An 18,281-nucleotide genomic window follows, 5' to 3' on the forward strand; every position below is an offset into this window, starting at 1 on the left:
TTCGCTTCGCCGCCGAACTTCGCGGTCAGCACCGTCGTGATCGCTGCCGTCAGCGTGGTCTTGCCGTGGTCAACGTGACCGATCGTGCCGACGTTCACGTGCGGCTTGGTCCGTTCGAATTTACCTTTAGCCATGTTTCTCTTCTTTCAGAAAGTTAATCGTTGAATGACTTGCCGCGCGCTTACTTCGACTTCGCGTTGATGATTGCTTCCGACACGTTGCGCGGTGCTTCCGCGTAATGCTTGAACTCCATCGTGTACGTTGCACGACCCTGGCTCAGCGAGCGCAGCGACGTCGAATAGCCAAACATTTCCGACAACGGCACTTCGGCGCGAACGATCTTGCCGCCACCGATCATGTCTTCCATGCCCTGGACGATACCGCGACGGCCCGACAGGTCGCCCATCACGTTGCCCATGTAGTCTTCCGGCGTTTCGACTTCCACAGCCATCATCGGTTCGAGGATGACCGGGCTTGCCTTGCGCATTGCTTCCTTGAACGCCATCGAACCGGCCATGCGGAACGCGTTTTCGTTCGAGTCAACATCGTGGTACGAACCGAACGTCAGGTGAACCTTCACGTCAACGACCGGGAAGCCTGCCAGCACGCCTGCCTTCAGCGTTTCCTGGATACCCTTGTCGACTGCCGGGATGTATTCACGCGGAATCACACCGCCCTTGATCTCGTCCAGGAACTCGTAGCCCTTGCCTTGCTCGTTCGGCTCGAGCGTGATGACCGCGTGACCGTACTGGCCGCGACCACCCGACTGCTTGACGAACTTGCCGTCGACGTCTTCCGCCTTGCCGCGGATCGTTTCGCGGTAAGCAACCTGCGGCTTGCCGACCGTTGCTTCGACGCCGAATTCACGCTTCATCCGGTCAACCAGAATTTCGAGGTGGAGCTCGCCCATGCCCGAAATAATAGTTTGGCCCGATTCTTCGTCCGTTTGCACGCGGAACGACGGATCTTCCTGAGCCAGACGGTTCAGTGCGAGACCCATCTTTTCCTGGTCGGGCTTCGTCTTCGGCTCAACAGCCTGCGAAATCACCGGCTCCGGGAAAATCATGCGTTCGAGCACGATGGGGCTTTGCGGATCGCACAGCGTGTCGCCAGTCGTCGCGTCTTTCAGGCCAACTGCGGCAGCGATGTCGCCTGCGCGCACTTCCTTGATTTCTTCGCGCTGGTTTGCGTGCATCTGCAGAATACGACCCAGACGTTCCTTCTTGTCCTTCGTCGCGTTCAGCACCGTGTCGCCCGAATTCACAACACCCGAGTACACGCGGAAGAAGATCAGCTGGCCGACGAACGGGTCGGTCATGATCTTGAATGCCAGTGCCGAGAACTTTTCGTCGTCGGCAGCGCGGCGCTCACCCTGCTCACCGTTTTCCAGCTCGCCGGTAACCGGCGGGATGTCGATCGGCGACGGCAGGAAGTCGAGCACGGCGTCCAGCATCCGTTGCACGCCCTTGTTCTTGAACGCGGTACCGCAGAGCATCGGCTGGATTTCGCAAGCGATCGTCCGGTCGCGCAGACCCTTGACGATTTCTTCTTCCGTCAACTCGCCCTCTTCGAGGTACTTGTTCATCAGGTCTTCGCTCGACTCAGCCGCAGCTTCGACCATCTTTTCGCGCCATTCGTTGCACGAGTCAACGAGTTCTGCCGGGATGTCTTCGTACGAGAACTTGGTGCCTTGCGACGCGTCGTCCCAAATGATCGCCTTCATCTTCAGCAGATCGACCACGCCCGTGAACGTTTCTTCAGCGCCGATAGGCACCACGACCGGAACCGGGTTCGCCTTCAGACGCAGCTTGAGCTGGTCGTAGACCTTGAAGAAGTTCGCGCCGGTACGGTCCATCTTGTTGATGAACGCGAGACGGGGAACCTTGTACTTGTTAGCCTGACGCCACACGGTTTCCGACTGCGGCTGCACGCCGCCCACTGCGCAGTACACCATGCATGCGCCGTCGAGCACGCGCATCGAGCGCTCAACTTCAATCGTGAAGTCGACGTGGCCCGGGGTGTCGATGATGTTGATGCGGTGCTCAGCGCGGTCGCCAGCCATGCCTTTCCAGAAGGCCGTGGTAGCAGCGGACGTGATGGTAATACCGCGTTCCTGTTCCTGCTCCATCCAGTCCATGGTGGCAGCGCCGTCGTGAACTTCACCAATCTTATGGTTCACGCCGGTATAGAACAGAATGCGCTCGGTCGTCGTCGTTTTGCCGGCGTCGATGTGAGCGCTAATACCGATGTTACGGTAGCGCTCGATAGGTGTCTTGCGAGCCACTTTGATCCTCTATGGGGATGACGCGATGCGAGAAATACCCATCGCGCTGTAACACAAACGGGCGAGGCGCTTTATAAGCGCACCCGCCCGGAATTTCTTTCCGATTTCTTCGGCTAACCCGGGGTCGGGCAGCTTAGAAACGGAAGTGCGAGAACGCCTTGTTGGCTTCTGCCATCCGGTGAACTTCGTCGCGCTTCTTCATCGCGCCGCCACGGCCTTCGGCCGCTTCGGAGAGTTCACCTGCCAGGCGCAGGGCCATCGACTTCTCGCTGCGCTTCTTCGCAGCTTCGCGCAACCAACGCATCGCCAATGCCATACGACGCGACGGACGCACTTCGACCGGAACCTGATAGTTCGCACCACCAACGCGACGGCTCTTCACTTCGACCACCGGCTTCACGTTGTTGAGCGCTACCGTGAACACTTCCAGCGGGTCCTTGCCACCCTTGGTCTGGATCTGTTCAAAAGCGCCGTACACGATACGCTCGGCAACCGACTTCTTGCCGGAGAGCATCAGCACGTTCATGAACTTGGCTACATCTACGTTACCGAACTTCGGATCCGGCAACACTTCCCGCTTGGGGACTTCGCGACGACGCGGCATGTTTCTTCCTTTGACTTTTCAGTTGGAGCTAGGTTTAGCCCCGCGGCCACCAACTAACCCGATTCATCCCTAACGACTTACCAGCCTGGTCGGGTGACCACTTACTCGACAGCACCGGCGATTCCGGCACCACCGCTAATACCGCCTTTGCAGGCGACCTGAAACTACTTGACCGGCTAATTACTTGCCGGCCTTGGCACGCTTCGCACCGTACTTCGAGCGAGCTTGCTTACGATCCTTGACGCCCTGGGTATCCAGCGAGCCGCGAACCATGTGGTAACGCACACCCGGCAAGTCCTTCACACGACCGCCGCGAATCAGCACGACCGAGTGTTCCTGCAGGTTGTGGCCTTCACCACCGATGTACGAAATGACTTCGAAGCCGTTCGTCAGGCGCACCTTGGCGACCTTACGAAGTGCCGAGTTCGGCTTCTTCGGCGTCGTGGTGTACACACGGGTGCACACGCCGCGACGCTGGGGGCAGTCCTGCAAAGCCGGGCTCTTGCTCTTCGATGTTTCCGAAGCGCGGCCTTTGCGAACCAGTTGATTGATGGTTGGCATTGTTTATTCCTGAAATTGAACAAAATCGACGCAAATCTTTCTGGGCAAAGCAGAAACGATTGCGCATCGAACTTCCGGAGCGGGACGTCGATGTACGAACTCAGCCTACACTTAGTAGCCATTCTGCTCGCGCAGCGGCATTCCAAGAACCGGAACCTAGCATAATATTCCGAAAACACTAAGGGAGTCAACAGGTTGCGAGGTTTCGCACCCCTGATCGACTCCGGGGCGGCTAGTCGGCGCTCACCACTTCGAGCAATTCCCAACCGAAGCGGTCCAGTTTTCGTGCACCCATGCCCGGGATTCCGCGCAAGTCCTCGATCGAACCGGGGCCGTTGCGGGCTATTTCCGCCAGTGTCGCGTCGTGGAAGATGACGTAGGCCGGCACGCCGTCGGTCTTCGCGGTTTCGGTGCGCCAGGCGCGCAGCCGGTCCCAGCGGGCCCGCTCGCGCGGCCCCATGCCGACCGTCGGATCCGCGCGCTCACTGGTGCGGCTGGACGACTGGCGAGTGCGAGTGGGCTTGACGTAGCGACGCATGGTGACGTTCTGCTCGCCTTTGAGCACGGCCTTGCTTGCCTCGGTGAGCACCAGCGAGCCAAAGCCCTCATGGTCGACCGTCAGATAGCCGAACGCGACAAGCTGACGGAAGATGGCACGCCATTCCGGCTCGCCTAGTGCGGCCCCAATTCCGAAGGTGGTCAGCTTTTCATGGCCGCGCTGCAGAATCTTCTCGCTGCGATTGCCGCGCAAGATGTCGATCAGGTGGCCGGCGCCGAAGTGAAAACCGCTCGCCCGCTGCGCACGGAACACGCACGACAGCGCCATTTGCGCCTCGCGCGTCGCATCCCACGTGTCAGGCGGTTCGAGACAGGTATCACAGTTGCCGCAGGGCTGGCTGGATTCGCCGAAATAGTTGAGCAGCCGCACGCGCCGGCAGGTCGCCGCTTCGCACAGGCCGAGCAGCGCATCGAGCTTGCCGGTCTGTACGCGCTTGTGTGCGTCGTCGGCGTCCGACTCGTCGATCATCTTGCGCTGTTGCACCACGTCGCCCAGGCCATAGGCCATCCAGGCATTGGCCGGCATGCCGTCGCGCCCCGCACGGCCGGTTTCCTGATAGTAGCCTTCTACGCTCTTCGGCAGATCCAGGTGGGCGACAAAGCGCACGTCCGGCTTATCGATGCCCATGCCGAACGCGATCGTCGCGCACATCACGATGCCTTCCTCGCGCTGGAACATCTCCTGGTGCTTCTGGCGAATCTCGAACTCCATGCCCGCGTGATAAGGCAGTGCGCGCATGCCCTTCTCTTTCAGCCACTCGGCGGTTTCTTCCACCTTGCGGCGCGACAGGCAATAGACCACGCCGGCGTCGGTCGTACCGTCCGGCTTTGAATGTTCGGCACGAATGAAATCGAGCAACTGGGTGCGCGCGTTGTCCTTCTCGACAATCCGATAGCGAATATTTGGGCGGTCGAAACTCGAGACGAAGACCCGCGCATCGTCCAACGCCAGCCGGTGGATGATCTCGTCACGCGTGATCGCATCAGCGGTCGCCGTCAGCGCAATGCGCGGCACGTTCGGGAAACGCTCGTGCAGCACCGAGAGCTGAATGTACTCAGGACGGAAATCGTGCCCCCATTGCGACACGCAATGCGCTTCATCGATCGCAAAAAGGCCGATACGAGTGCGCTCGAGCAACTCCTGAAAGCGCGACGTCATCAACCGTTCCGGTGCGACATACAACAGATCGATCTCGCCCTCGCGCAACGCTCGCTCGGTTGCTGCGGCCTCAGGGCCAGACAAGGTCGAATTCAGATACGCCGCCCTCACGCCGACTTCCTTGAGCGCGGCGACCTGATCCTGCATCAGCGCGATCAGCGGCGACACGACGATGCCGGCGCCCAACCCAGCCTCGCGCCGCACCAGGGAAGGAATCTGGTAACACAGAGATTTGCCGCCGCCCGTGGGCATCAACACGAGGCAATCGCCGCCGCCGGCGACGTGCTCGACAATTTCGCCCTGCTGCCCTCTGAACGCGGGATAGCCGAAGACTTCGTTGAGGATTTCGAGCGGACGGGACATGAATTTGAGAGAAGACAGCGTAATGCCGGTGACACGAATTTTACCAACGCATTCGTGCTGCGCCCGCGCTTTCCGGCAACGTTAGCCAATCGGCCAGCAAAACCGCGTCAAAGCGCATCAGGAACGACGCATAAAAAAAGCCGCCCAGTCGAAACTGAGCGGCTTAGCTAGCTGGTGAGCCCCAGGCGGCTTGCGCCGCCGGGACTTGCGCACCTGAGCTTACTCGCCAGAGTGCTGCTGCTCGGCGGCCGGGGTTTCCGGCGTACCGAATTCGAACGACTCTTCCGCTGCGATCTGATCGAAACGCTCGCGGTCGGACAGTTCCTTGCTCTTGCGTGCCTTGTGGAATGCGAGACCCGTACCGGCCGGAATCAGACGGCCGACGATCACGTTTTCCTTCAGACCGCGCAGATCGTCGCGCTTGCCCATGATCGCCGCTTCGGTCAGCACGCGGGTCGTTTCCTGGAACGACGCTGCGGAGATGAACGAATCGGTCGACAGCGACGCCTTCGTGATACCGAGCAAGACGTTTTCGTACGTTGCCGGACGCTTGTCTTCCGCGATCATACGGTCGTTCTCGTCGAGCATATCCGACCGCTCGACCTGTTCGCCCGGGATGAAACGCGTATCGCCATTGTCCGTAATCTGCACGCGGCGCAGCATCTGACGAACAATCACTTCAATGTGCTTGTCGTTGATCTTCACGCCTTGCAGACGGTACACGTCCTGCACTTCGTCCACGATGTAGCGCGACAGCGCTTCGACGCCCTGCAGACGCAGGATGTCGTGCGGATCCGCCGGCCCGTCGACAATCATTTCGCCCTTGTTGACGACCTGACCATCGTGCACCAGAACCTGCTTTTCCTTCGCGATCAGGAACTCGTGCTGGTTGCCCTCGAGGTCCGTGATAACGAGACGCTGCTTGCCCTTCGTGTCCTTACCGAACGACGTCGTACCCGTGACTTCCGCCAGGATACCTGCATCCTTCGGCGAACGTGCTTCGAACAGTTCCGCCACACGCGGCAGACCGCCGGTAATGTCACGCGTTTTCTGCGATTCGGTCGGGATACGTGCGAGCACTTCACCCACCTGCACTTGCTGACCGTCCTTCACGGTGATCAGAGCGCCGACCTGGAAGCCGATCTGCACCGAGTGCTCGGTGTTCGGGATCTTGACTTCTTCGCCGTTCGCGTCGAGCAGCTTGACCTGCGGACGCACCGTCTTCGACGCTTGCGAACCGCGGCGCTTCACGTCGATCACGACCAGCGTCGAGAGACCCGTCACATCGTCGATCTGCTTGGCAACCGTCACGCCTTCTTCGACGTTTTCGAACTTCACCGTACCACCGTACTCGGTGATGATCGGACGCGTCATCGGATCCCACGTCGCCAGTTGCGTGCCGGCCTTGATCTGCGCGCCGTCCAGTTGCAACAGCGTCGCGCCGTACGGCACCTTATGGCGTTCACGTTCACGGCCGTGGTCGTCGGTGATCATCGCTTCGCCCGAACGCGAGATGACGATCTGCTCGCCCTTCGCATTCGTCACGTAACGCATCGTCGACGTGAAACGGACCGTGCCGTTCGACTTGGCTTCGACCGACGAGGCCACTGCTGCACGCGATGCCGCACCACCGATGTGGAACGTACGCATGGTCAGCTGCGTGCCCGGTTCACCAATCGACTGAGCAGCGATCACACCCACTGCCTCGCCGACGTTGACCGACGAGCCGCGGCCCAGGTCGCGGCCGTAGCAGGCTGCGCACAGACCGTAACGCGTTTCGCAAGTCAGCGGCGTACGCACGCGCACTTCGTCGATGCCGAGGCGTTCGATTTCCTCGACCGAGTCTTCGTCGAGCAACGTGCCGGCTTCGTACAGCGTTTCCTGCGATTCCGGATTGACAACGTCAGCCACCGCCACGCGACCGAGGATACGGTCACGCAGTGCTTCAACGACTTCACCGCCTTCGACCAACGCCTTCATGGCGACGCCGTTCGACGTACCGCAATCGTCTTCGACCACCACCAGATCCTGCGTCACGTCGACCAGACGACGCGTCAGGTAACCCGAGTTTGCCGTCTTCAGTGCCGTATCAGCCAGACCCTTACGTGCACCGTGGGTCGAGATGAAGTACTGCAACACGTTCAGGCCTTCACGGAAGTTCGCCGTAATCGGCGTCTCGATGATCGAGCCGTCCGGCTTCGCCATCAGGCCACGCATACCGGCCAGCTGACGAATCTGAACTGCGGAACCGCGTGCGCCCGAGTCGGCCATCATGTAGATGGAGTTGAACGACTCCTGACGCGTCTCATTGCCGTCGCGATCGACCACCGGCTCCGTCGAGAGCTGCTCCATCATCGCCTTGCCGACCGCTTCCGACGTTGCCGACCAGATGTCGACCACGTTGTTGTAGCGCTCTTGCGAGGTGACGAGACCCGACATGTACTGACGGTCGTATTCCTTCACCTTCTTCGCGGCGTCGCCGACGATGGTTTCCTTTTGCGGCGGCACGAGCATGTCGTCCACGCAAATCGAAATACCGGCGCGCGTTGCCAGACGGAAACCCGACTGCATCAACTGGTCGGCAAAAATCACCGTTTCACGCAGACCACACTTGCGGAATGCGGTGTTGATCAGACGCGAGATTTCCTTCTTTTTCAGCGGCTTGTTCAGCACCGAGAACGGCAGGCCCGGCGGAAGGATTTCCGACAGGATTGCGCGGCCAACGGTCGTCGCATACAGCGTGATCTTCGGCACGAACGCCGGCGCACCTTCCGACTTGTCTTCGTTGTGGACCATTTCGGTGATCCGCACATTGACGCGCGAGGCGAGCTCGACTTCCTTGTTCTCGTAAGCGCGCAGCACTTCCGACACGCCCGTGAACGACAGGCCTTCGCCCTTCGCATTCACAGCTTCACGGGTCGCGTAGTACAGGCCGAGCACGATATCCTGCGACGGCACGATCGACGGATCGCCGTTGGCCGGGAACAGGACGTTGTTCGACGCCAGCATCAGCGTACGCGCTTCCATCTGCGCTTCGAGCGACAGCGGCACGTGCACAGCCATCTGGTCACCGTCGAAGTCGGCGTTGAACGCCGCGCAAACGAGCGGGTGCAGCTGGATTGCCTTGCCTTCGATCAGCACCGGCTCGAAAGCCTGAATGCCAAGACGGTGCAGCGTCGGCGCACGGTTCAGCATGACCGGATGTTCGCGGATCACCTCTTCGAGGATGTCCCACACCACCGGCGTCTGGTTCTCGACTTCCTTCTTCGCAGCCTTGATGGTGGTAGCGACACCCATCACTTCGAGCTTGTTGAAGATGAACGGCTTGAACAGTTCGAGCGCCATCAGCTTCGGCAGACCGCACTGGTGCAGCTTGAGCGTCGGGCCGACCACGATCACCGAACGGCCCGAGTAGTCCACGCGCTTACCCAACAGGTTCTGACGGAAACGACCGCCCTTACCCTTGATCATGTCAGCGAGCGACTTCAGCGGACGCTTGTTCGCACCGGTCATCGCCTTACCGCGGCGACCATTGTCGAGCAGCGAATCGACGGCTTCCTGCAGCATCCGCTTTTCGTTGCGGACGATGATTTCAGGCGCCTTCAGTTCGAGCAGACGCTTCAACCGGTTGTTACGGTTGATCACGCGGCGGTACAGGTCGTTCAGGTCCGACGTCGCGAAACGGCCGCCGTCCAGCGGCACCAGCGGACGCAGTTCCGGCGGCAGCACCGGCAGCACTTCGAGCACCATCCAGTCAGGCTTGATGCCCGAACGCTGGAAAGCCTCGAGCACCTTCAGGCGCTTCGCGTACTTCTTGATCTTCGCCTCCGAACCCGTGTTCTTGAGTTCGGTACGCAGCAGTTCAACCTGTTCGTCGATGTTGATCGCGCGCAGCAGTTCGCGCACGCCTTCCGCGCCCATCTCGGCACGGAACTCGTCACCGTACTCTTCGACCTTGTTGTAGTAATCCTCTTCGGTCATGATCTGCCGCGCTTTCAGCGGCGTCATGCCCGGATCGATCACCACGTATGCTTCGAAGTACAGCACGCGCTCGATGTCGCGCAGCGTCATGTCGAGCACCATGCCCAGACGCGACGGCAGCGACTTCAGGAACCAGATGTGCGCAACCGGCGAGGCCAGTTCGATGTGGCCCATCCGTTCGCGACGCACCTTTGCCAGCGTGACTTCAACGCCGCACTTCTCGCAGATCACGCCACGGTGCTTCAGGCGCTTGTACTTGCCGCACAGGCATTCGTAGTCCTTGATCGGCCCGAAAATCTTCGCGCAGAACAGGCCATCACGTTCCGGCTTGAACGTCCGGTAGTTGATGGTTTCCGGCTTCTTCACTTCACCGAACGACCACGAACGGATCTTGTCCGGCGAGGCCAGACCGATCTTGATCGCGTCAAAAACTTCTTCTTGTTGGACTTGCTTGAATAGATCGAGCAGAGCTTTCATTGCCTTCTCTCCGTAGTCCGATTAGTTGCGGTCGAGGTCGATGTCGATACCGAGCGAGCGGATTTCCTTCACCAACACGTTGAAGGATTCCGGCATGCCTGCATCGATCACGTGATCGCCCTTCACCAGGTTCTCATAGACCTTGGTCCGGCCAGTCACGTCGTCCGACTTCACCGTCAGCATTTCCTGCAGCACGTACGATGCACCGTACGCTTCGAGCGCCCACACTTCCATTTCACCGAAACGCTGGCCACCGAACTGCGCCTTACCGCCCAACGGCTGCTGCGTGACGAGCGAGTACGGGCCCGTGGAACGCGCGTGCATCTTGTCGTCGACCAAGTGGTGCAGTTTCAGGTAGTGCATGTAGCCGACCGTGACCGTACGCTCGAACATCTCGCCAGTGCGACCGTCGTACAGGCGAACCTGGTTCTTCGACGGCGTCATGCCGAGGTTCTTCGCGATGTCGTCCGGGAAAGCCAGATCCAGCGCGCGCGACATTTCTTCTTCCGTCGCACCGTCGAACACCGGCGTGGCAAACGGAACGCCTTCGCGCAGGTTCTTCGCCAGTTCGACGATTTCGTCGTCCGTGAAGCTGTCCAGCTCTTCGGCGCGGCCCGACTCGTTGTAGATCTTGGTCAGGAAGGCACGCAGTTCTTCGATCTTCGCCTGACGCTGCAGCATTTCGCCGATACGCCAGCCAAGACCCTTCGCGGCCCAGCCCAGATGCACTTCGAGAACCTGACCCACGTTCATCCGCGACGGCACGCCGAGCGGATTCAGCACGACGTCAGCCGGACGGCCATCGGCCATGTACGGCATGTCTTCGATCGGAACGATCTTCGACACCACACCCTTGTTACCGTGACGGCCGGCCATCTTGTCGCCAGGCTGCAGGCGGCGCTTCACAGCCAGATACACCTTGACCATCTTCAGCACGCCCGGCGGCAGTTCGTCGCCCTGGGTGAGCTTCTTGCGCTTTTCTTCGAACGCCAGGTCGAACTGGTGACGCTTCTGTTCGATCGAGTCCTTGATGGCTTCGAGCTGCGCCGCTGCTTCTTCGTCCGCGAGGCGGATGTCGAACCAGTGGTAGTGATCCAGATCTTGCAGGTAAGCCTGGTCGATCTTCGTACCCTTGGCGAGCTTCTTCGGGCCACCGTTGGCAACCTTGCCGTCCAGCATACGTGCGAGACGCTGGAAGGCGTCGCCTTCCACGATACGCAACTGGTCGTTCAGGTCGAGGCGATAGCGCTTCAGTTCGTCGTCGATGATCTGCTGGGCGCGCTTGTCGCGCTGGATGCCTTCACGCGTGAACACTTGCACGTCGATGACCGTGCCACTCATGCCCGAGGGCACGCGCAGCGACGTATCCTTCACGTCCGAAGCCTTTTCACCGAAGATCGCGCGCAGCAGCTTTTCTTCCGGCGTCAGCTGGGTTTCGCCCTTCGGCGTCACCTTACCGACCAGCACGTCGCCTGCTTCGACTTCAGCGCCGATGTAGACGATGCCCGACTCGTCGAGACGGCCGAGTTGCACTTCAGCCAGATTCGAGATGTCGCGCGTGATTTCTTCCGGTCCGAGCTTCGTATCGCGAGCAACGACGTTCAGTTCTTCGATGTGGATCGAGGTATAGCGGTCGTCAGCAACCACCTTCTCCGAAATCAAGATCGAGTCTTCGAAGTTGTAGCCGTTCCACGGCATGAACGCGACCAGCATGTTCTGGCCAAGAGCCAGTTCGCCCAGGTCGGTCGATGCGCCGTCAGCCAGCACGTCGCCACGCGACACGATGTCGCCGACCTTCACGATCGGGCGCTGGTTGATGTTCGTGTTCTGGTTCGAACGCGTGTACTTGATCAGGTTGTAGATGTCCACGCCGACGTCGCCGGCAGCGGCTTCATCGTCGTTCACACGGATCACCATACGGCCTGCGTCGACGTAGTCCACCACGCCACCGCGGAACGCCTGAACCGTCGTACCCGAGTCGACCGCAACCGTACGCTCGATACCCGTACCGACCACGGCCTTTTCAGGACGCAGACACGGCACAGCTTGACGCTGCATGTTCGAACCCATCAATGCGCGGTTCGCGTCATCGTGCTCGAGGAACGGAATCAGCGAAGCTGCAACCGAGACGATCTGCGACGGCGCCACGTCCATGTACTGGATGCGGTCCGGCGTGACCATCAGCGTTTCGCCTGCTTCACGCGAAGACACCAGTTCGTCGGTCAACGTACCATCTTCAGCCACTGCCGCGTTCGCCTGAGCGATCACGTAACGGCCTTCTTCGATCGCCGACAGATAATCGATCTGGTCGGTCACCTTGCCGTCCGTCACCTTGCGGTACGGCGTTTCGAGGAAGCCGTATTCGTTCAGGTGCGCGTACAGCGCGAGCGAGTTGATCAGGCCGATGTTCGGACCTTCCGGCGTTTCAATCGGGCACACGCGGCCGTAGTGGGTCGGGTGCACGTCGCGGACTTCAAAGCCGGCGCGCTCACGCGTCAGACCGCCCGGGCCAAGTGCCGACACGCGGCGCTTGTGGGTGATTTCCGACAGCGGGTTGGTCTGGTCCATGAACTGCGACAGCTGCGACGAACCGAAGAACTCGCGAATCGCCGACGAAATCGGCTTCGAGTTGATCAGGTCGTGCGGCATCAGGTTTTCGCTTTCAGCCTGACCCAGACGTTCCTTGACCGCACGTTCCACCCGCACGAGACCGGCGCGGAACTGGTTCTCTGCCAGTTCGCCGACGCAACGCACACGGCGATTGCCCAAGTGGTCGATGTCGTCCACTTCGCCCTTGCCGTTACGCAGCTCGACCAGGATCTTGATCGTGGCGAGGATGTCGTCGTCTTGCAGCGTCATCGGGCCGACGATTTCGTCGCGGCCAACACGGCGGTTGAACTTCATACGACCCACCTTGGACAGGTCGTAGGCGTCTTCGCTGTAGAACAGACGGTTGAACAGCGCCTCGACCGCTTCTTCGGTCGGCGGTTCGCCCGGACGCATCATGCGGTAGATCGCGATGCGAGCGGCCATCTTGTCGGCGGTTTCATCGATGCGCAGCGTCGACGAGATGTACGGACCTTGATCCAGATCGTTCGTGTAGAGCGTCTGGATGTCCTTGATCTTCGCTTCGCGCAGCTTTTCGAGGACGGTTTCGGTGATTTCGTCATTCGCGTTGGCGATGACTTCACCGGTGTCGCCGTCGACGACGTTCTTCGCCAGCACGCGGCCGAGCAGATAATCTTCGGGGACCGAAATGAACTTCGTCTTCGCGTTTTCGAGGTCGCGAATGTGCTTGGCGTTGATCCGCTTGTCCTTCTGGACGATCACGTTACCGTCACGGTCCGTGATGTCGAAGCGCGCGACTTCACCACGCAGACGCTCCGGCACGAATTCCATCTGCGCGCCTTCCGGCATCAGCGTGAAATTGTCGAACACGAAGAAGTTTGCGAGGATCTGTTCCGGCGTGAGGCCGATGGCCTTCAGCAGGATCGTGACCGGCATCTTGCGGCGACGGTCGACGCGGAAGTACAGCACGTCCTTCGGATCGAATTCGAAGTCGAGCCACGAACCACGGTAAGGAATGATACGAGCCGAGAACAGCAGCTTGCCCGAGCTATGCGTCTTGCCCTTGTCGTGTTCGAAGAACACGCCAGGCGAACGGTGCAGCTGCGAAACGATCACACGTTCCGTGCCGTTGATGACGAACGAACCGGTCGGCGTCATGAGCGGAATTTCGCCCATGTAGACTTCCTGTTCCTTCACTTCCTTGACGACCGGCTTGCTCGGCGACTCCTTGTCGAGCAGCACGAGGCGCACCTTGGCGCGCAGTGCCGAGCAGTACGTCAAGCCGCGCTGCTGACATTCCTTGATGTTGAATGCCGGCGGCGACAGCATATAGCTGACGAACTCTAGACGAGCAAAGCCGTTGTGAGAAACAATGGGGAAGACGGACGTAAACGCCGCTTGCAGACCTTCCGGCTTGCGTTGCGTCGAAGACGTATCGGCTTGCAGAAACGTGCTGAATGATTCAAGCTGGGTAGCCAGCAGGAAAGGTACTTGGTGAACGATGGGGCGCTTCGCGAAACTCTTGCGAATACGCTTCTTCTCGGTGAAGGAATATTGCATACGATCTCCGAATCACGGCGGGCATTGTTGTCGAGGCAGGATACCTTGATGAGACAACCCGAGTGTTCACCGACTGAGACCCGATGGCCGTCCGATGGCTTGAACGAGCCTAGAAGCTTGGTGGTTGGCCGCTACCAACCGCTGGCTGACGGCAGCGGATGCCTGTGTTGCCCGCTACCCGACCAAACTTGCCTTCTGCAGTCGCTTCAGAAGACAAAGAAAAACGCCGGTCAATGTTGCCGAAAGGCGATTTTCTTTGGCTTCTAGGGCTACGTTTTTGCCGAAACCAACCTGCAAAAACGTAGCGCCCACAAAGCACAAAAAGGCCGGCGGTGAAAAACCGCCAGCCTTCGCACAGCGCGCTGAAACTTACTTGATTTCAGCCTTCGCGCCGGCTTCTTCCAGCTTCTTCTTGGCTTCTTCAGCAGCAGCCTTCGGTACCGCTTCCTTAACAGGCTTCGGTGCACCGTCAACCAGGTCCTTCGCTTCCTTCAGGCCGAGACCCGTCAGTTCGCGAACAGCCTTAATCACGGAAACCTTGTTCGCGCCAACTTCAACGAGGTTGACCGTGAATTCGGTTTGCTCTTCAGCAGCAGCTGCGCCGCCGCCTGCACCTGCCGGGCCTGCCACTGCAACAGCAGCTGCCGACACGCCAAACTTTTCTTCGAACGCCTTAACCAGCTCGTTCAGTTCCAGAACCGACATCGAGCCTACGGCTTCGAGGATGTCTTCTTTTGCGATTGCCATTTGAAATACTCCTAAATTGAATTCGGATACAGCCAGCGATCAATTACGCTCGGCTGAAGGTCGTTAAGCTGCTTCGCCTTGTTTCTTTTCTGCCAGCGCGGCCAGAGCGCGCGCGAAGCCGGAAACAGGTGCTTGCATAACGAACAACAGCTTGGAGAGCAGCTCTTCGCGGCTCGGGATGTTGGCCAGCGCTTGCACGCCTGCCTTGTCCATCACCTTGCCTTCGTAGGAACCAGCCTTGATGACCAACTTGTCATTGCTCTTGCTGAAGTCATTGACGACCTTAGCAGCAGCAATTGCATCTTCCGAGATGCCGTAGATCAGGGGGCCAGTCATCTGCTCTGCCAACGGAGCAAACGGGGTACCTTCGACAGCGCGACGCGCCAACGTGTTCTTCAACACGCGCAGATACACCTGTTGCTCACGCGCTTTCGCGCGCAGCTTGGTCAGATCGCCAACCGCGATTCCACGATACTCAGCCAGCACGACGGTCTGGGCTTTCGCGACTTGCGCGGCAACCTCAGCGACGACGGCCTGCTTGCTTTCTTTGTTAAGTGGCACGGTTAACCTCCAGATTCGATACACGCAGCGTGCGCCTTGTGTATCGCGTTCAATAACGGCGTCCGACCAGTCAGGAGTATTTCGACCGCCCATTGCCCACATTGCTGCGGACAATCAACGGTTTCATCACTACAAAACCTTTTCGGGTTCGCCATCTGCGTTGGCTTTGCATTAAGGGTCAGCCTACCTGCTGCCTTCCCGCCAACGGTCTTTGACAACCGGCCGCTCGATGCGAACTGCCATCTTGCGACCGCCCAAAGCCCATAAAACCGCCTCGACTCACGTCAAGGTGGCAAATTTTCTTACTGCGCAGCGATCGTTGCCTGATCGACGCGAACACCCACGCCCATCGTGCTCGACAGCGCGACCTTACGCAGGTACACACCCTTGCTCGTTGCCGGCTTCGCCTTTTGCAGCGCGTCGACCAGAGCGTTCAGGTTGCTGCGCAGAGCCGTCGGCTCGAACGAAGCGCGGCCGATGGTGGCGTGGATGATACCGGCCTTGTCGACACGGAATTGCACCTGACCAGCCTTGGCGTTCTTCACAGCCGTGGCGACGTCTGCCGTCACGGTGCCGACCTTCGGGTTCGGCATCAGGCCGCGCGGACCGAGGATCTGACCGAGCGTACCGACAACGCGCATCGTGTCCGGCGAAGCGATCACGATGTCGAAGTTCAGGTTGCCTGCCTTGACTTGTTCAGCCAGGTCTTCCATACCGACGATTTCGGCGCCGGCTGCACGAGCTTGCTCAGCCTTTTCGCCTTGAGCGAACACAGCCACGCGAACCGACTTACCGGTACCTGCCGGCAGAACGACCGAGCCACGAACCACTTGGTCCGACTTCTTCGCGTCGATGCCGAGTTGCACAGCAACGTCGATCGACTCGTCGAACTTCGCGCTGGCGCACTCTTTCACGAGCGACAGTGCTTCGTCGATCGCGTACAGCTTCTGGCGATCAACCTTGTTTGCAAATGCTTGCAGACGCTTCGAAAGCTTAGCCATTTACACGCCCTCCACGGTGATGCCCATCGAGCGGGCGCTACCAGCGATCGTACGGACCGCTGCATCCAGGTCAGCTGCCGTCAGATCGGGCATCTTGGCCTTAGCGATGTCTTCAGCTTGAGCGCGCGTGATCTTGCCGACCTTGTCGGTGTGCGGCTTTGCCGAACCCTTGTCGATCTTCGCTGCCTTCTTGATCAGAACCGTAGCCGGCGGCGTCTTCAGAACAAACGTGAAGCTCTTGTCGGCGAACGCGGTGATCACGACCGGAATCGGCAGACCCGGTTCCATTGCTTGAGTCTGCGCGTTAAACGCCTTGCAGAACTCCATGATGTTCAGGCCGCGCTGGCCCAGTGCCGGACCGACCGGCGGCGACGGGTTGGCTTTACCTGCAGGAATCTGCAGCTTGATAAAGCCGATGATTTTCTTTGCCATGTTGAAAACCTCGTTGGAACGCTGCACGGCTGCGTGCGGACGTTCAGTGAGTAATAGCGCGCGTTCGCCGTAAAAAGCTGGCTACTGGCGCTCCTCAACGGCCATTACGCGGACCGTAAGCGCGAAATACGGAGCGCGCCGTTAGGCGCGCTCCGCAGAATTCTGATTACAACTTCTCGACCTGACCGAATTCCAGCTCGACCGGCGTTGCTCGGCCGAAAATGGTGACAGATACACGGACGCGTGACTTTTCGTAGTTCACTTCCTCGACGCTGCCGTTGAAGTCCGTGAACGGGCCGTCCTTGACGCGAACCATTTCGCCGACTTCGAACAGGGTCTTGGGGCGCGGCTTCTCAACGCCTTCCTGCATCTGCGACATGATCTTCTCGACTTCCCGCGGGGAAATCGGGCTCGGACGATTGCGCGCACCGCCCACGAAACCGGTCACCTTTGCCGTGTTCTTCACGAGGTGCCACGTTTCGTCGGTCATTTCCATCTCGACGAGCACATAGCCCGGGAAGAAACGACGCTCGGTCACCGACTTGTGACCGCCTTTGACCTCTACCACTTCTTCAGTCGGCACCAGGATCTGGCCGAACTGGTCCTGCATGCCTGCACGCTCGATGCGCTCCTGAAGCGCACGTTGCACGCTCTTCTCCATGCCGGAGTAGGCGTGCACCACGTACCAACGTTTTCCACTCGGGGATGCCGGAGTATCGCTCATATCATTTCCAACCCAGAATCGCCGAGAAAATCGCCCATTCGATGGATTTGTCGCAAATCCACAGAAATACCGCCATGATGAACACAAAAGCGAACACCACTAGCGTCGTTTGCGTCGCCTCTTTACGAGTCGGCCAAACAACCTTGCGGACTTCTTTGTACGAGTCCTTGGCGAATGCGATGAAACCCTTACCGGGCGCGGAGAGAAGTCCGACTGCAACACCCGCGATGACGCCAACAGCCAAGGCGGCTCCGCGGACGTACCATTCCTGGCTACCGAGCCAGAAGAACCCCACGAACCCGGCCAAGACCAACAATACACCCGCGGCGAGCATCAGCTTGTCGCCGGAAGTATTTACAGTTTCGACGGAAGGATTCGCCATAACACCTTAACGAGCGCCACATACGGCGCGAGAGTTGGCAGGGGCAGAGGGAATCGAACCCCCAACCTTCGGTTTTGGAGACCGACGCTCTGCCAGTTGAGCTATACCCCTAAACCATTTTGGGGTTGACGACACCGCCAACCCCGAAACTTCTAATCAACGAGTACTGGCTGGCTTACTCGAGGATCTTTGCGACGACACCAGCGCCGACGGTACGGCCACCTTCACGGATAGCGAAGCGCAGACCTTCTTCCATCGCGATCGGGTTGATCAGCTTCACCGTGATCGACACGTTGTCGCCCGGCATCACCATTTCCTT

General features: G+C 59.5%; 13 protein-coding genes, 1 tRNA gene and 1 pseudogene. All 15 read right to left on the bottom strand.

What is annotated here, in order from left to right:
- A partial coding sequence (locus FFS45_RS39915) for a GTP-binding protein (RefSeq protein WP_236597250.1) occupies window positions 1-134 on the bottom strand: 134 nt, incomplete at its 3' end.
- A 47-nt stretch (window positions 135-181) separates the two neighbouring features.
- Entirely contained in the window at window positions 182-2,284 is a 2,103-nt protein-coding gene (fusA, locus tag FFS45_RS39920; RefSeq protein WP_137960110.1) for an elongation factor G, read from the bottom strand.
- Between the two features lie 133 nt (window positions 2,285-2,417).
- A complete protein-coding gene (rpsG, locus tag FFS45_RS39925; protein ID WP_006053291.1) occupies window positions 2,418-2,888 on the bottom strand; it encodes a 30S ribosomal protein S7 in 471 nt (156 codons plus the stop codon).
- Window positions 2,889-3,068: 180 nt separating this feature from the next.
- The gene (rpsL, locus tag FFS45_RS39930) at window positions 3,069-3,449 is read right to left on the bottom strand and encodes a 30S ribosomal protein S12 (protein WP_137960111.1); all 381 of its coding nucleotides are present in this window, start codon (window positions 3,447-3,449) and stop codon (window positions 3,069-3,071) included.
- A 232-nt stretch (window positions 3,450-3,681) separates the two neighbouring features.
- Window positions 3,682-5,529: a DNA helicase RecQ gene (gene recQ, locus FFS45_RS39940; RefSeq protein ID WP_137960113.1), complete on the bottom strand. Its 1,848-nt coding sequence runs from the start codon at window positions 5,527-5,529 to the stop codon at window positions 3,682-3,684.
- Window positions 5,530-5,748: 219 nt separating this feature from the next.
- Entirely contained in the window at window positions 5,749-9,987 is a 4,239-nt protein-coding gene (gene rpoC, locus FFS45_RS39945; protein ID WP_137960114.1) for a DNA-directed RNA polymerase subunit beta', read from the bottom strand.
- A 21-nt stretch (window positions 9,988-10,008) separates the two neighbouring features.
- Window positions 10,009-14,115: a DNA-directed RNA polymerase subunit beta gene (gene rpoB, locus FFS45_RS39950; RefSeq protein ID WP_137960115.1), complete on the bottom strand. Its 4,107-nt coding sequence runs from the start codon at window positions 14,113-14,115 to the stop codon at window positions 10,009-10,011.
- 369 nt (window positions 14,116-14,484) lie between these two features.
- A complete protein-coding gene (rplL, locus tag FFS45_RS39955; RefSeq protein ID WP_094781735.1) occupies window positions 14,485-14,862 on the bottom strand; it encodes a 50S ribosomal protein L7/L12 in 378 nt (125 codons plus the stop codon).
- A gap of 63 nt (window positions 14,863-14,925) precedes the next feature.
- Window positions 14,926-15,477: a 50S ribosomal protein L10 gene (rplJ, locus tag FFS45_RS39960; RefSeq protein ID WP_171029888.1), complete on the bottom strand. Its 552-nt coding sequence runs from the start codon at window positions 15,475-15,477 to the stop codon at window positions 14,926-14,928.
- A 248-nt stretch (window positions 15,478-15,725) separates the two neighbouring features.
- Window positions 15,726-16,424, bottom strand: coding sequence for a 50S ribosomal protein L1 (gene rplA / locus FFS45_RS39965; RefSeq protein WP_137960117.1), 699 nt, complete (start codon window positions 16,422-16,424; stop codon window positions 15,726-15,728).
- On the bottom strand, window positions 16,425-16,856 hold the full coding sequence (gene rplK, locus FFS45_RS39970) for a 50S ribosomal protein L11 (protein WP_074262715.1): 432 nt from the start codon (window positions 16,854-16,856) through the stop codon (window positions 16,425-16,427).
- A gap of 166 nt (window positions 16,857-17,022) precedes the next feature.
- Entirely contained in the window at window positions 17,023-17,580 is a 558-nt protein-coding gene (nusG, locus tag FFS45_RS39975; RefSeq protein WP_007180147.1) for a transcription termination/antitermination protein NusG, read from the bottom strand.
- 1 nt (window position 17,581) lies between these two features.
- A complete protein-coding gene (gene secE, locus FFS45_RS39980) occupies window positions 17,582-17,962 on the bottom strand; it encodes a preprotein translocase subunit SecE (protein WP_074301410.1) in 381 nt (126 codons plus the stop codon).
- 35 nt (window positions 17,963-17,997) lie between these two features.
- Window positions 17,998-18,073 (bottom strand) — tRNA-Trp (locus FFS45_RS39985).
- 64 nt (window positions 18,074-18,137) lie between these two features.
- Window positions 18,138-18,281, bottom strand: a pseudogene (tuf, locus tag FFS45_RS39990) (elongation factor Tu); the annotation flags it as partial.

Origin of the sequence: Burkholderia sp. 4M9327F10, from assembly GCF_005503145.1 — a bacterium.
Taxonomy (GTDB): Bacteria; Pseudomonadota; Gammaproteobacteria; order Burkholderiales; family Burkholderiaceae; genus Paraburkholderia.